Genomic DNA, 15723 nt, shown 5'->3' with positions numbered 1-15723 from the left:
TTTACCAGGTAACTTCGGGGAAGTATTTACTCAAACAACCTCTCAAAGCAGCAAGTGTAATTGGCTTCACCAGTACTTCGGTTGCACCAGCTTTCATGGCATTTTCCTTATCGGTATTAAATGCGTAGGCTGTTTGCATAATGATTGGAATATCGGGCTCCATTTCGCGGATAATCTTGGTTGCTTCCAATCCATTCATAATGGGCATCTTTATATCCATTAGCATCGCTTTAGTCTTTCCGCGATACTCGTTAAAGTTATCTACCATTTCTTGTCCGTTCTTCGCCCAAACAATATCGTATTTCTTTCCGATAATCGCCTTTATCAACTTGAAGTTACTATCATCGTCTTCTGCTACCAGAATCAATGGGCGTTCTTCTAGATTCATTTGTCCGTTCTCCATATCTCTATATTGAAGTTTGTTATTCTACTAATTGAGGGCGCAATTTAGGAAAAAAATCCATATTAATACCTATCTTTGCGCCACAAAAATAAATATTTTATGATTTCGATTGATGGATTGACCGTTGAGTTTGGCGGAACCACCTTATTCTCAGATATTTCATTTGTTATTAACGAAAAAGACCGTATCGCCCTGATGGGTAAAAACGGAGCGGGGAAAAGTACTTTACTCAAAATACTGGGTGGAGAGAGGCAAGCCACACGTGGAAAAATATCTACACCCAAAGATGCTGTCATAGCTTATCTTCCACAACATTTAATGACCGAAGATGGTCGCACCGTATTTGAAGAAACCGCACAAGCATTCAGCCATCTGCATAAAATGGAGGAGGAAATCAATTCGTTAAACAAAGAGTTGGAAACGCGGACAGATTATGAGAGCGACAGCTACATGGAGCTTATCGAAAAGGTATCTGCCATCAGTGAAAAATTTTACGCTATAGATGCCACTAATTACGAGGAGGATGTAGAGAAAATCCTACTGGGACTTGGTTTTAATCGCAATGACTTCCACAGACCAACCAGCGAATTTAGTGGTGGTTGGCGCATGCGCATCGAGCTGGCTAAGCTACTGTTGCAAAAGCCGGATGTGTTACTGCTCGATGAACCTACAAACCATCTTGATATTGAATCAATTGAGTGGCTCGAAGAGTTCTTAATTAATAGTGCCAAGGCGGTTATCGTTATTAGCCACGACCGTAAATTCGTAGACAACATCACAACACGTACCATAGAAATTACCATGGGACGTATATACGATTATAAGGTAAACTACTCCAAATATCTGGAGCTTCGTCAAGACCGGTGTCGCCAACAACAGAAAGCGTTTGAAGAGCAACAAAAATTCATTGCAGACACCCAAGAGTTTATCGAACGATTTAAGGGTACTTACTCCAAAACACTACAAGTGCAAAGCCGTGTGAAGATGCTCGAGAAGTTAGAGATTCTGGAAGTAGATGAAGAAGACACCTCCGCGTTGCGCCTGAAATTCCCACCTTCTCCACGTTCGGGCAATTATCCTGTTACGATGGATGGCGTAGGCAAAATATACGGAAATCATACCGTATTCAAAAATGCTTCGTTGATGATTGAACGTGGCGATAAAGTTGCTTTTGTGGGAAAAAACGGTGAAGGAAAATCCACACTCGTGAAGTGCATCATGAACGAAATAGAACATGAAGGTACATTAACCTTAGGACACAACGTTCAGATAGGTTATTTTGCACAGAACCAGGCATCACTGCTCGATGAAAATCTGAGTGTCTTCCAAACAATCGACGATGTAGCCAAGGGAGACATCCGTACCAAGATACGCGATTTGCTGGGAGCATTTATGTTTGGTGGCGAGGAGTCTACAAAGAAAGTAAAAGTACTGTCGGGTGGTGAGCGTACCCGCTTGGCTATGATAAAATTATTGCTCGAACCGGTGAATCTACTTATCCTCGATGAGCCAACCAATCACTTGGACATTCGCACCAAAGACATCCTCAAACAAGCGTTGGTAGATTTCGACGGAACATTAATAGTCGTATCGCACGACCGTGATTTCTTGGATGGACTAGTTACCAAGGTGTACGAGTTTGGCAACAAAAAAGTAACCGAACACCTAAGTGGCATCTACGAGTTTCTGGAAAAGAAAAAGATGGATTCTTTGCGGGAACTGGAAAAATAGCCAATCATATCTTTATATTACCGAAGCACTCGCCAATAGTTAGCATAGCTTAGTTTGCAAAAACCGTAATACCTTTCGCAAAAATAGATGCATTTCCATATTCTTTATTGCTCTAATTTTGCAAGATATATACATACTCAATACTGTAAACATAAAAAAGCAATTGTATGGAAAAGACATGGCGCTGGTTTGGTAAAAAAGACAAAATCACACTCGATATGCTCAGACAAATCGGAGTGGAAGGAATTGTAACCGCACTACACGATATTCCTAATGGAGAGGTGTGGTCGTTGGAGGCTATTAACGACATGAAATCGTACATCGAGAGCTACGGACTCAGATGGTCGGTGGTAGAAAGTCTTCCGGTTAGTGAATCTATTAAGTACGCAGGCAAAGACCGTGACGAACTTATAGACAAGTACATCATTAGTTTAGAGAACTTAGGAAAAGCAGGGGTAACCACTGTGTGCTACAATTTTATGCCGGTACTGGACTGGGCTCGCACCGACTTAGAGCACAAATGGGAAGATGGCGCCACCTCGCTTTACTTTGACAAAGTAAAATTTGCCTACTTTGAGATTTACATCCTGGAACGCGAAGGCGCGGAAAAAGATTACTCGCCCGAGATTCTTGAAAAAGTAGAAGCATTCAAGGCAACCGTTACCGACGACGACAAACAAGATTTGGTAAATTCCATTATCGTGAAAACTCAAGGTTTTGTAAATGGAAATATCAAAGAAAGCGATAACAATCCGGTAGCACTCTTCAAACAGCTATTGGCTCTTTACGATGGCATAGACAGAGATCAGCTACGTGCCAATATGAAGTATTTCTTAGAAAGAATCATGCCGGTTTGTGAGCAGTATAATATAGGAATGTGCGTACACCCCGACGATCCTCCATGCCAACTATTGGGACTGCCACGTATTGTAACCAACGAAGAAGACATCGAGTGGTTCCTCAACGCGGTAAATCATCCATGCAACGGACTTACTTTCTGCGCCGGTTCGCTTAGCGCGGGTATCCATAATGATGTACCTGCATTGGCAAAGAAATTCGCGTCGCGTACTAAATTCGTACACCTCAGAAGCACCAATGTTTTCCCCGACGGCAACTTCATCGAAGCACTGCACTTAGGTGGAAGAGCTAACCTGATAGAGGTAATCCGTATCTTCGAAAAAGAAAATCCAGCGTTGCCGATGCGCGTAGATCATGGTCGCACTATTCTTGGCGACGAGGACAAAGGCTACAATGCCGGATACTCATTCCATGGTAGAATGTTGGCACTGGGACAAGTAGAAGGTGTAATTGCCACCGTACAAGATGAAATCAAAAAACATATAAGCTAACAAATTATGAACGAACAATTTAGCATTAAAGACAAGGTAGCTGTTATTACAGGTGCCGGAGGTGTATTGGGCGGAAGCATTGCCAAGAGTTTTATTGAAGCCGGAGCAAAAGTAGTTGCTATCGACATCAGACAAGAGCAGCTTGATGCCCGTGTAAAAGAACTTACCGTAAACGGTGGCGAAGCGATTGGTATTGTAGGTAATGTACTGGATATGGCAAGTCTCGAAAACGTAGCCAATGAAGTTGTTGCCAAATGGGGACAGGTAGATATCCTATTGAACATTGCCGGAGGAAACACCCCAAAAGGAACCTTAGCACCCGATCAGGAATTCTATGACATGCCTGTTGAAGAATGGGAAAAAGTTACCAACCTCAACATGAACGGAACGGTATACCCCTCTATGGTATTCAGCAAAGTAATGGCAAAGCAAAAACACGGTTGCATCATCAACGTATCTTCTATGGCTGCTTACTCGGCATTGACAAGAGTACCGGGTTACTCGGCTGCAAAAACAGCAGTTAGCAACTTCACACAATGGCTTGCTACCGAAATGGCATTAAAGCATGGCGACGGAATTCGTGTAAACGCAATTGCTCCGGGCTTCTTCATCGGTGACCAAAACCGCGCGGTACTCATCAATCCTGATGGAACGCTAACCGACAGAAGCAAAAAAGTATTAGCCAAAACCCCCATGGGTCGCTTTGGCGATATCAGCGAACTAAACGGAGCTGTACAATTCCTTTGCAGTGACGCAGCACGCTTTATTACTGGAGTAGTATTGCCTATTGATGGTGGGTTTAGTGCGTTTAGTGGGGTGTAAATTAATCGTAAGGGGGGCTATTATTGCTCCCCTTTCAATTTTTTCACTTCTTTATCGAAATCCGAAAGATAGTATTGATCTTGAACTTTCCGAAACACCTCATATTCTTGTTCAGCCTTTAGTTTTGCTTCCAATGCAGAGATTTTTCCTTTATCTTGCAATATAGGGTATTGAGATAGTTCCAGGAACTGTATCCAAATGATAGAAGTCCAGCTCTCGCGACACTTCTCTGGAGCCCTCTTGCTGAACTATCCGGATTTTCCGGATAGTTGTCTCTTTAATTAGCTCTTTGGATTTAAAAATATTTTGTAGATGCTCATTAACTGTTCTAACATCTACCCCAAAGAGTTCTGCCATACGTTTTTGTGTAAGCCAGAATGTGCCATCTTCAAACTGAACCTGCACACTGACGTTCCCTCCAGGTGTAGAGTAAAAAATTATATTATTCTCCATGCTTATTTCAATAGTAGTATTTCATTGCTTTCTTTTACGCTCACATCCCTTTGTAATCGTATTTGTGAATGAGAGAACAAAACTAATCATCTCAATCAATATAAGCAATGCTTCACTCGTATTTGTTTTTCAATTTTCCGAGCCAACATACATGAACGGCACGGTATATCCCTTCATGGAGGAGCTGGTCTATAGACCGGCTTTTATTATACAATTTACCAGTGGAAAAACATCACTTTTCTTGTCGTCAAAGAATAAGACAATATCAATAACACCATTCGTAAAATGAACTCCGCCTTAACGCATTAAGTTTTGAAATTCGGTGACAAAAATAGCGAAAGGTGTTATGTTTTACGAAATACTGAATAAATAATACTTTTTCTGGGTTATAATTGGTGTTTTACTATTTAGTATAAACTCACTTTATATACTACCTTTGCTCTACATACATTTTGAGGATATAGAAATATGAAGAAAAGAAAGGTTACATACTTTACTGTTTCCATCATTCTGGTCGGATTGTTGGTTTATTGCGTTTATCCCGAGAGCAAACTACCAAAGGATGTTCGAATAGATAGTATTGTTGTGTATAAGTCGAAAAGGGAGATGTTGGTGTACTCGAATGGGGAGCTACAAAAAAAATATAAGATATCATTGGGCAGACAGCCTATTGGAGACAAAGAAGTTGAAGGAGATAAAAAGACACCGGAAGGCATTTATTCCATCAACGACAAAAACCCCAACAGTGGCTATCATAAGAACTTGGGTATTTCTTATCCCAATAAAGATGACTTGGAGAACGCCCAACGGATAGGGAAATCAGCCGGCGGAAATATTAAAATACACGGACTTAGAAATAGAATAGGTTTTATTGGGAAGTTCCATCGTTGGTTCGACTGGACTTTAGGTTGCATTGCTGTCACCAATGAAGAAATTGATGAGCTCTACAAAGCGGTAGCAATTGGAACACGCATTGAGATAAAGCCGTGAGAAAGGAACGGTTATTGTTAGCCGTTCTTTTTTGTTCCGGTTATACATATCTAAGGGGTTGCTCAAAATTGAGCAAGGGTTCAATATCAGACATTACAAAACACGCCCGTACTTACTTTTCTCATCTTCAGGCAAAGCAACTAATCTATCCTTCTCAATTCCCCATTGTCTAACGATAATAATCAAAGCCTTTGACACTTCTAACATAGACCTGGAGAATTTCAATTTTTCATCTCCACTATACACATCATACGAACCAATCCTAACTTCAATAGTCCTCTTTGTCCCTTTTTTAATTTGTGCAATAGGAGAAAAGTATTTATTACTTAAATGTATAAAAGCACATGTATCTCTGTACAATTTTAATATACCGGGAAAGGTTTCATCTATTTTTTTAGCTAAATAATTATTGCTCAAATTCTTGCCCTCAAAGCTTTTATAATCTTTTATATCCTTACCGTCTAAAAAATGCCGTGCAAAATTCCCCGAATCTTTCACAAGCATAGAGGCATAAAAAGACAACACATTGTCTACTTGCAATCTAATAAGAGGAACGGCAGATAAATAATTATTATCTTTCGCCAAACAGACATAGGCATTAATCAATGAAATAGCCCTATTCATTATTGCTGATACAAGAAAATCCAATAAATATAAAGATGAATTCCCTGCCTTCAATATTTCCGTGGAGCAGTCTATGAATTCTTTTTTTAATTCACTTATTTCGTTTAAGACTAAATCTAATTCTCTGTTGTATGATTCTTCCATATCATCTAAGTAAATATTCAAGTTGTGCAAATGTTGTGCAAATGGCACAAAGAAAAAACGCTAAATGCCTACATATTAGACGTTTAGCGTTTCCCTAAGTGACCCCGGTGCGATTCAAACGCACGACCTTCAGAACCGGAATCTGACGCTCTATTCACTAAGCTACGGAGCCAAAACCGGGTGCAAAAATAAGCAAAAGAGAAGCAACTGCCTAACGATTTCTTCCTTTTATTTACATTCGTCAGATATCAATGAACATATAGTTTACAAAGAAGGCGTATCAAAAGCATATCAAGAAACACAAATGATATGTTATTTTGAAACCAAACAAAGCAAAAACACAAACATTTTGACAATAATTTAACCAAAGATGAGTACAATATACAAAATAACTACTATATTTGCCAACAAATATACATAATCAACTGATAATATATGAGCTACTTAATAAAGCCGGAGGGATACAAACCGACGCTTGATTTGAAACAAACAGAACTTGGGATCAAACAGATAAAAGATTTCTTCCAAACAAATCTATCGTCGGAACTGCGGTTAAGACGTGTTACAGCACCACTATTCGTACTCAAAGGAATGGGTATTAACGACGACTTGAATGGTGTGGAACGTGCTGTTGCATTTCCAATAAAAGACATGAACGACGTACAAGCCGAAGTGGTACACTCATTGGCTAAGTGGAAAAGAATGACGCTTGGAGATTATAATATCGAACCGGGTTATGGCATCTATACAGATATGAACGCCATACGCGCTGATGAAGAACTGGGAAACTTGCACTCGCTATATGTTGACCAGTGGGACTGGGAACGGGTAATGACTGCCGAAGAGCGGAATGCGGATTTTCTTATCGAAATCGTATCACGTATATTTGCAGCTATGGTGCGCACGGAGTATATGGTATACGAGATGTATCCGCATATAAAGCCACAACTGCCCGAGAAATTACACTTCATACATTCCGAAGAGCTACGTCTGCAATACCCCGACCTGGATAGCAAAGGCAGAGAAGATGCTATTTGTAGAAAATACGGAGCGGTATTTATCATTGGTATTGGTGGTAAATTGGGGGATGGAAAAAAACATGATGGTCGCGCACCCGACTACGATGATTACACCACTCCCGGATTAAAAAACTTACCTGGTCTTAATGGCGACTTATTGGTATGGAATGATATTCTGCAACGCTCTTGCGAACTTTCATCTATGGGTATTCGCGTAGACAAGAAAACTCTTTTGAAGCAGTTAGAGCAAGAAGGAGAAGAGAAAAGGCTCGAACTTTTGTTTCACAAACGCCTGATAGAGGGTAAACTTCCGCTTTCGATTGGTGGAGGTATCGGACAGTCAAGACTTTGTATGTACTACCTGCGCAAGGCGCACATTGGCGAAATACAAGCAAGTATCTGGCCCGAAAAGATGAGAGAAGAATGTGCGGCACACAATATGCCTCTTATTTAATAGTTCGACATAAATATTTTAACGACGCGGAAAGAATACTCTTTCTGCGTCGTTTTGTTTTTATTTATCTTATTTTTGCCTTATGAATGTACAAATAGAAGAAAGCTGGAAAACACAGCTACAACCGGAATTTGAGAAAGATTATTTCTGTGCACTAACAAATTTTGTCAGAACCGAATACGGGCAACACCCCATTTACCCACCCGGTAAACTAATATTCAATGCCTTTAACCTGTGTCCTTTTAACAAAGTAAAGGTAGTTATAATAGGACAAGACCCATATCACGGACCGGGACAAGCACACGGGCTGTGTTTCTCGGTCAACGATGGAGTAAAGTTTCCACCGTCTTTGGTCAACATCTTTAAGGAAATAAAAAGCGATATAGGGATTGACCCACCCGCATCGGGCAATCTTACCCGCTGGGCAGAACAGGGAGTGCTATTGCTCAACGCTACCCTTACAGTACGGGCACACCAAGCCGGTTCGCATCAAAATAAAGGTTGGGAAGCATTTACCGACGCTGCCATACATGCGCTGGCATCACAGCGCGAACATCTCGTGTTTATTCTTTGGGGATCCTACGCACAACGCAAAGGAGCATTTATTGACCGGAGCAAACACCTTGTATTGGCATCGGCACATCCATCACCTCTTTCGGCATATAACGGTTTCTTTGGGAATAAGCACTTTAGTCGCACAAACGAATACTTAAAAGAGCACGGAGAAGAGGAAATTTGTTGGTAGAACAGCAATACAAAACGGTTTAATACCACCGTATATTACTCTGTGTCTGGCTTCTTTGCTCCCACTTCAAGTCTTGTAGGATACTGGCACTGGCACGAATCGTGAAGTTATAAGATTTGTACACACCAAAAGGAGTTAAGCTGGCAGACATATTCCAACAGTGCAAGTCCCGGCTGATGCTAAATGTGGTTTGCGTTATCTTTTTGTATTCAAAATCGTAACCGGAATTAAAGGTTACAGACCATTTATTAGATAGCTTTATATTACCGCCACAGTTCAGATTATGTGTTACCTTGTATGGATAGCGCATAGACTTGGGGTTAATATCCGCTTTCCTGTTTTCGGTAATATTAATTCGATAGTTGATATTAAACGACCACGGCATCTTAAACTCCTGATAGCCATCTGCTCCTGCCTGTGCTTTCTCTACTTTCTTCTCGGGGGTAGTATCCTCTTCGTCATTCAAATCGGAATCGAGATCATTGGGGTCGGCATTCGAGTCTTTTCCACCTTTCTTATTATCTTTCTCATCCTTGTCTTTATCTTTGCCAAACAGTTTCTTGAACGTATCGTTGTTCAGCGTATAGCTAAAAGAGTTGCTCCACCCTTGAAATCTACCGAATCGTCCATACGACCACTCCGTTTTCTTACCCACATACACTTCGCCTTTATTATTAAACTCATAAGCGTAGGTAGCAAAAACCGCATTCATACTGAATGTTTTTTTACCATATTTCAAGCGTAAGCGTAAATTCAGGTTACTCCAGTTCATGGAGTCGGCAGCTGCATTGTAAGAGATATTACCACCCAACTCATCAATAATACTTACCTTGCGGTAGGTAGAGTCCTTAAGGGACTTATATTTCATCTCTATATTATTGGCGACGTCAAAAGAGATGGATTGCCTTTTACCCTGACCGGGAGGAGAATATATCTGTCCGGCATAAGGAGAATATGTTTGTGTGCGAGGCATACCGTTGGCATCTATATATTCCACTGTTTCCCAATAGCCGTAATGAGAGGCACCAAAATCGGGTGCATTGCTAAGACTTATCTGTGGGGTAAAGACGTGGCGTATCATTACTTCGCGCTCTTTTGCCGCCTTGAATAATGGCTGATACATACCATACAATTTCGTATTTAAGCTAAGACTCATGTCATAATCATAAAGACGATAAAAGCCGTAGATAGTATCGGTAGGCATTAGTCTATTATCGGTCGCGCTCCACTCTTGCTCCACCTTATGCGTGAGCCATTTCTCGCGATAATTAAAAGAAGGGGTGATATTGAAATATTTAAATGCTGTAAAGGTAGCGCTGACGGGAATGCTATGGCTCATACCATTCTTCCAGTCTTTTACCAAGTTAGACTTAAACAGTTGATCATCCTTGGTCGTAATGCTGTTTCTCAACTGTCCGGTGTAACTAAGCGATATTTTCTCGTACCAACGCTCCTGCCCTACCGCTCGTTTTCGCTTAAAGGGGTAAAGGCGACTCAGTGAGATGTTCATATCAGGTAAAGTTACCGCAATGGAAGAGTCTCTCATAGATTGAGCAATGTTAAAAGTACTCGAAATAGTTAGTTTCTGTTCCGGAAAAGTTCGCGAATAGCTCACACTTGATGTCTTGGTATTTTGCGCCATCAAGTTAGGGTTATAAAGGTTGTTCACATTCTGCCGTTCGTAGCTACTGGTAGAGAAGTTTACTTGTGCCGAGAAGCTACTATTAGGGCTTGCTTTAGCATCTTGCCTATGCGACCACACCACCTTAAAGTCTTTAGAGACCAAATAATCATCCGCATTTTTATCACCGGTTTTCGTTACCTGGTAATTCATCTGAAACGCACCCGAGTATTTATATCTTTTTATATAGTTTGATTCTACCGCCAATGCCCACGAACCACGCGTATAGATATCGGCAAGTAGCTTCATATCTTTTTTATCATCTATGGCAAAATAGTACCCACCACCCGTCAAACCAAAACCGCGAGAGGAGTCATCCATATAGGTAGGCATAATAAATCCGGAAGAGTAACTACTATTAAACGGAAAGAAAAAGAATGGCACGGCAAAGGGAAGCGGTACATCTTCTACCACTAAATAAGCCGGACCAGTAACCACATTTTTCTTCGGGCGTACCTTAGCCCGTGTCATTTGCAGGTAAAAGTGTGGATGGTCGTGATGGTCGCACGTGGTGTAGCGTCCGTGCTGCATAAAAAGTTCGTCGTTTGTTCCTTTTTTAGCATTGTTACCCGTTACATAGCCTTCGCCTTGCTGGGTCACCACATTACTAATATATCCTCGTTTACTTTTGAAATTGTAACGCATGGTTTTGGTTTCGTAACCCGTATCACCATCTTTGAAGACAGGAGTACCCGTAACGTTTCCGATAGAATCTTGTACACCTCGCGCAAAAACCGTACTGCTATCCATATTCATAGAGATGATTTCAGAAGTCAGTTCTATCTTTTCGTAGTTCACCTTACCGCTACCATACAAATGCACATAACCACCAGCCGTAAAGACAATAGAGTCATTGGCCTCGTATTCTACAGGTGCATTCAAACCATCTTTCTTTTTGGAATCCGACACAGCTAATGAGTCTGGAATAGCAGGAAGAGGGATAGAATCATTGCTTAGCGAATCTGCAGGAGCCGTTGGGTTTAGCAATTCCCTTGGCGAATCAGAGAAAGATTCTCCTCTTCTTCGCCGCTGAGCCATAGCATCATCGGGAAAGATTAAAAAGAGTAACAGGAGTACGAGTGATATTATTGTTCTTGCTTTCAAGGACGAAAAATACTAATTATTACGCTACAAGTGGCAAAAGTACACATTATCCATTAAATACAGTTTCTATTCCGTGTTTTTAATTATTTTTTAGTGCCTTTACAGGAATAGTTCACACCACGAATCGAAGCGTAAAAGTCCTTCTTCGCCATGTTTAGCGATACTTTTTCGTGCCTTTTTCAGGCTTTTCTCCTTCTCGATATGTGTCTTAGAAAAGAACTTATCCGCAAAACAAATTACTTTTTCCTCCAAACTCACCGGGGTCATTTCTCTATGCGGAAGAGGTAATTCACGACTGATAATCTCTTGTAAAGACAAACCCGCTCCGGTATGTCGTTCGCAAACCAATGCATGTGCAGGATATCCTTCTTCGCGAACCAAATCGGCCCCAAGATAGCCATGTGCAATGTAAGGAGCTGTCCCGGTACAAAAGATATCGGGAGCATTCGTCAAAAACACGCCTATGTCATGAAGCATGGCTGCCTCATAAATAAATGTTTTGTCCATTTGCAGTTCGGGGTGAGCATCGGCTATAGCAAGAGCTTTCTCGGCTACAAGGCGACTATGTGTGATGAGAATATCGCGTACGGGACTACCTTCGGGATAGTATTTATTGATAAGAGCAAGCGGGTTCATTTGGTTTCTTCTTTCTTTCGTTTCTTCCATAACTGCCACGAATTTACCACATTTTGCCACAACACATAAAAGCCAGGTCCTATTGCCGAAAGCGGATTTAGATATGTTTGTGCCATCCATATTGCTAAAATCGTATTCTTCTGCCCCAGCGCTTGTCCGCCACTGACTCTGTCATTGTATACCGAGCCTATTGTTTTACCCAAAAAGAACTGCAAGCAACACAACACCAATGTACTTCCTGCCATAAGCAGTGCTGTGAGCATATCGGCATCATAATGAAGAAGTGTAGATAATATTTGTGACGAAATAATGGTTAACGCAAAAGCCCACAAATAAAACGCAAGATCGGGGTAGTAAGCCAACGCGCGTTGTGCTTTGAGCAGGTAGCGTTGTATAATCCAAGCGGTAATAATAGGACAAATCAACAACAAAAACACACGACTAAGAATGGCAAGAGATGCCTGCCAGAAGGTTATATCGGGTTTAGACTCTATCAATGGAAAGAATAACGGAACAGCAATTGCCACGCCTATATTAATCAATAAGGTGTAACAACTCACACTTGCTGCGCTACCACCAAGCTTAGCGGTAATTACCGCAGCCGAGGTTGCTGTGGGGCAAATAAAACAGATAACCAACCCTTGCGCCAATATTTTATTAACAGGAGCAAGCAACAGGTAGGCAGCCAGTGCGCCAACCATCTGTATCAATAACAACCAGAAATGTAGCGGACGAGGTTTCAGTTCCGACAAAGATAATTTGCAGAAAGTGAGCAACAACATCGCGAAAATGAGATAAGGCGTAAGAAATCCTAATCTCCCAAATAGCGGATAACCCAAAACGCCCATCAGCATAGCAACGGGAAGTGTCCAATTCTTCAAAAATGTAATCATGCCGGCAAAGATAAAAAGTTTCTGCTTGAGAGTTATGGATAAGTAGGTTTTTTGCACCTTTGCAGCGAATTTAGTATTAACCAATTTTATTAACAATGAACAAGAACAAGTTTACCGAACGTGGTGTGTACCGCTGGAAACAGTTCTCTCACAAACCCTATGCTGTGTTTTGCAGTCTGAAGAGGGAGTTCAATATCGGCGTATTGGCAGTAGCCACCGTATACTCAGCCGGTGTTGGAACAGCAACGGCGCAAGTCGATGCTCCCGCTCTGCAACAAAGCTATGAGTTGGAAGAGATTGAAGTTACCGGCACACGCGTTCCGCTGACCGAAAGCGAGTCGGCAAAAATGGTAACTGTACTTTCGCGCGCAGATATTCAGGCGGCGGCAGTGCAAAGTATTAACGACCTCCTGAAGTATGCTGTAGGAGTGGATGTGCGCCAGCGAGGCGAAATGGGCATCCAAACAGACATATCAGTACGCGGAGGAACATTCGATCAGCTCACCATTCTTCTCAACGGGGTAAACCTCACCAATCCCCAAACCGGTCATCACACCGCCGACTTTCCTGTTTCCATGGACGATATTGAACGTATCGAAGTGCTCGAAGGACCCGCAGCACGCGTATTCGGCACGTCAGCTTTTACGGGAGCCATCAATATTGTTACGCGCAATGACCGCCAAAGTCATGTGTCGGCACACGCTGCAGGAGGTAGTTACGGGTATTTTAACGGAGGAGCCAGAGTTAATTACACGCGAGGTGCGCTCAGCAACCAAGTTTCCGGGCAATTCGGGCGAAGCGATGGAGCTACCGAGAACAGCGATTTCCGTGTGGCGAGGAGCTACTATCAAGGTACATACACCTCGCAAGAGGTAGATGTAAGGTGGCAACTCGGCATTAGCAACCAAGCATTTGGAGCCAACACATTCTATTCGGCGGCTTTCCCCGATCAATACGAAGAACTTCGACGGTACTTTGTTTCGATACAGGCAGAGACTAAAGGGAAATTACACTTCACCCCCACTCTCTACTGGAACCGCACACACGATCATTACAAATTGCAACGTACTACCAACTACGGTGAAAATTATCACATGACCGATGTATATGGCGCTAACTTAAACGCCTACTTCAACACTTCATTGGGCAAAACCGCTTTTGGTGTTGAACTGCGCAACGAAGGTATTCTCAGTACGAATGTAGGCAAAATACTTTCCGAAGAAGAGTATGTAAAAGTGTCTGGTGAGGACGGCATCTACTTCAACAAGAAAGATAATCGCACCAACATCAGCTATTACGCGGAGCATAATATCTTGCTGTCTAAGGTTACTATCTCCATGGGGGTAATGGCAAATATGAATACCGCGCTGGATCACAAGTATCGGCTCTACCCCGGCATAGATATTTCTTACCGTCCTACTACCGGGTGGAAACTCTTTGCCTCGTGGAATAAAGCCTTGCGTATGCCAACATTCACCGATCTATATTATAAAAGCGACAACCTGTTAGGAAATATCGGGTTGAAGCCCGAAGAAACCGAAGCCATAAATCTTGGAGTACGCTTTCGAAAACCTTATATCGATGTCTATTTGGGTGGTTTTTATAATAAAGGAAAGAACATGATAGACTGGGTTAAGTATCATGCTGATGACGCATATCACACCGCCAACTTTGAATTAGACAACATGGGGCTCGAGTTTGCCACTACCCTTTATTTCAAACAGTTGTTTGGCGAGAACTGCTTCCTCGATAAACTGAATATTGGCTATGCCTATATACACCAAAAGCGGCACGACGACGTGGTAATCTATAAATCGAGCTACGCTTCGGAGTATCTCCGACACAAATTTGTGGCACGCTTGGAACATCGTGTATGGAAGAGACTACATGCCAGTTGGGCTTTTCGCTTTCAAGACCGCGTGGGTAGCTACGAGGAATACAAAGAGGCTGAAAAAACAGGCACACTGGTTGCCTATTCACCTTTTTGCCTGCTCGACGCCAAATTATTTTGGAATACCGAGAAATACAACCTCTTTGTGGAAGCAACCAACCTTTTTGATCGTACGTACCACGATCATGGCAACATTCCACAACCCGGTTTGTGGCTAAAGGCGGGTGTTAAGTATAGAATCAATTTATAAAAGATTAAGAAGAAAGGAAGTATGGCTGCCGGTTAGATATGTATAATAATATAACTAATCGACAGCCTATTTCGTTCTTACATTTTTATAGACTATTAACTCTTTGTTTTTCCCGAAAAGAAGAGATTCCTTTTTGTAATATCACACAAACCGCGATGCGAGAAATCGGGTCCTTTTTTCACACTATTTTTGCATCGGTGGTAACCATTTTTGACTTCGTGGTAACCACAAAGGATAAAAACGGTAACCACTCCAAGCATTAGTGGTTACCACGGGAGTAAGTCGTGTTTAACACGTTTAGAGAAAAAACTAAAAAAACGGAGGCGAAAAACACCTGGTTTCCCGCCTCCGTTTACATATACTATCCGTATATCTTTGCTATACTAAAGATAAGGTTTTTAGGCGAGATTTCCAAATCGGCATTAACTCTCTATAACGTAGATATTTGGGGAATTGTCAAAATAACCGCTGTTTTAGAGTATGGGATTTCCTTTCTTTAAAGACAAGATGAATAAAAACAGCTCAATCTATTTC

13 protein-coding genes and 1 tRNA gene are annotated in these 15723 nt (G+C 41.7%); 7 read left to right on the top strand and 7 right to left on the bottom strand.

The annotated features are described in order from the left end of the window. Position 1: 1 nt before the first annotated feature. Entirely contained in the window at positions 2–403 is a 402-nt protein-coding gene (locus tag D0T50_RS02410; RefSeq protein ID WP_163221615.1) for a response regulator, read from the bottom strand. Between the two features lie 99 nt (positions 404–502). Here D0T50_RS02410 and D0T50_RS02405 point away from each other — a divergent pair, with 99 nt between their 5' ends. The 3 genes from D0T50_RS02405 (at position 503) to D0T50_RS02395 (ending at position 4305) form a co-directional block, all read left to right on the top strand. After that, the gene (locus D0T50_RS02405; protein ID WP_163221613.1) at positions 503–2134 is read left to right on the top strand and encodes an ABC-F family ATP-binding cassette domain-containing protein; all 1632 of its coding nucleotides are present in this window, start codon (positions 503–505) and stop codon (positions 2132–2134) included. Positions 2135–2301: 167 nt separating this feature from the next. Continuing rightward, positions 2302–3483, top strand: a complete 1182-nt coding sequence (gene uxuA, locus D0T50_RS02400; protein ID WP_163221611.1) for a mannonate dehydratase — start codon at positions 2302–2304, stop codon at positions 3481–3483. Positions 3484–3489: 6 nt separating this feature from the next. Beyond that, positions 3490–4305: an SDR family oxidoreductase gene (locus D0T50_RS02395; protein ID WP_163221609.1), complete on the top strand. Its 816-nt coding sequence runs from the start codon at positions 3490–3492 to the stop codon at positions 4303–4305. Positions 4306–4455: 150 nt separating this feature from the next. On the opposite strand, the gene D0T50_RS02385 is transcribed toward D0T50_RS02395, so the two are convergent. Then, complete coding sequence (locus D0T50_RS02385) at positions 4456–4758, bottom strand: hypothetical protein (RefSeq protein WP_163221607.1); 303 nt, start codon at positions 4756–4758, stop codon at positions 4456–4458. A gap of 468 nt (positions 4759–5226) precedes the next feature. Here D0T50_RS02385 and D0T50_RS02380 point away from each other — a divergent pair, with 468 nt between their 5' ends. After that, positions 5227–5748 (top strand): murein L,D-transpeptidase family protein, encoded by a 522-nt coding sequence (locus D0T50_RS02380; protein ID WP_163221605.1) that lies wholly within the window; start codon positions 5227–5229, stop codon positions 5746–5748. 93 nt (positions 5749–5841) lie between these two features. Here D0T50_RS02380 and D0T50_RS02375 read toward each other — a convergent pair whose 3' ends face one another. Together D0T50_RS02375 and D0T50_RS02370 are read right to left on the bottom strand one after the other, a co-directional pair. Next, positions 5842–6516 carry a hypothetical protein gene (locus tag D0T50_RS02375; protein WP_163221603.1) on the bottom strand — a complete coding sequence of 225 codons (675 nt, stop codon included), beginning with the start codon at positions 6514–6516 and terminating at the stop codon, positions 5842–5844. Between the two features lie 99 nt (positions 6517–6615). Beyond that, positions 6616–6688, bottom strand: a tRNA-Arg gene (locus tag D0T50_RS02370). 263 nt (positions 6689–6951) lie between these two features. On the opposite strand from D0T50_RS02370, the gene asnA reads away from it, so the two are divergent. Both asnA and ung read left to right on the top strand, forming a co-directional pair. Then, positions 6952–7989, top strand: coding sequence for an aspartate--ammonia ligase (asnA, locus tag D0T50_RS02365; protein WP_163221601.1), 1038 nt, complete (start codon positions 6952–6954; stop codon positions 7987–7989). An 82-nt stretch (positions 7990–8071) separates the two neighbouring features. Next, positions 8072–8734 (top strand): uracil-DNA glycosylase, encoded by a 663-nt coding sequence (ung, locus tag D0T50_RS02360; RefSeq protein WP_163221599.1) that lies wholly within the window; start codon positions 8072–8074, stop codon positions 8732–8734. Positions 8735–8753: 19 nt separating this feature from the next. On the opposite strand, the gene D0T50_RS02355 is transcribed toward ung, so the two are convergent. The 3 genes from D0T50_RS02355 to D0T50_RS02345 form a co-directional block, all read right to left on the bottom strand. After that, complete coding sequence (locus D0T50_RS02355) at positions 8754–11519, bottom strand: putative LPS assembly protein LptD (RefSeq protein WP_163221597.1); 2766 nt, start codon at positions 11517–11519, stop codon at positions 8754–8756. Between the two features lie 99 nt (positions 11520–11618). After that, entirely contained in the window at positions 11619–12155 is a 537-nt protein-coding gene (locus D0T50_RS02350) for an HD domain-containing protein (protein ID WP_163222192.1), read from the bottom strand. Next, positions 12152–13048 carry a bile acid:sodium symporter family protein gene (locus D0T50_RS02345; RefSeq protein ID WP_163221594.1) on the bottom strand — a complete coding sequence of 299 codons (897 nt, stop codon included), beginning with the start codon at positions 13046–13048 and terminating at the stop codon, positions 12152–12154. Before D0T50_RS02345 ends, D0T50_RS02350 begins: the two co-directional genes overlap by 4 nt. A gap of 95 nt (positions 13049–13143) precedes the next feature. On the opposite strand from D0T50_RS02345, the gene D0T50_RS02340 reads away from it, so the two are divergent. Next, on the top strand, positions 13144–15189 hold the full coding sequence (locus D0T50_RS02340; protein ID WP_163221592.1) for a TonB-dependent siderophore receptor: 2046 nt from the start codon (positions 13144–13146) through the stop codon (positions 15187–15189). Positions 15190–15723: the final 534 nt, after the last annotated feature.

This window comes from Bacteroides sp. 214 (assembly GCF_010501015.1).
Classification (GTDB): Bacteria; Bacteroidota; Bacteroidia; order Bacteroidales; family Bacteroidaceae; genus Bacteroides.
The sequence above is the reverse complement of the archived record's forward strand: the minus strand, read 5'-3'. Positions and strand labels throughout refer to the sequence as shown.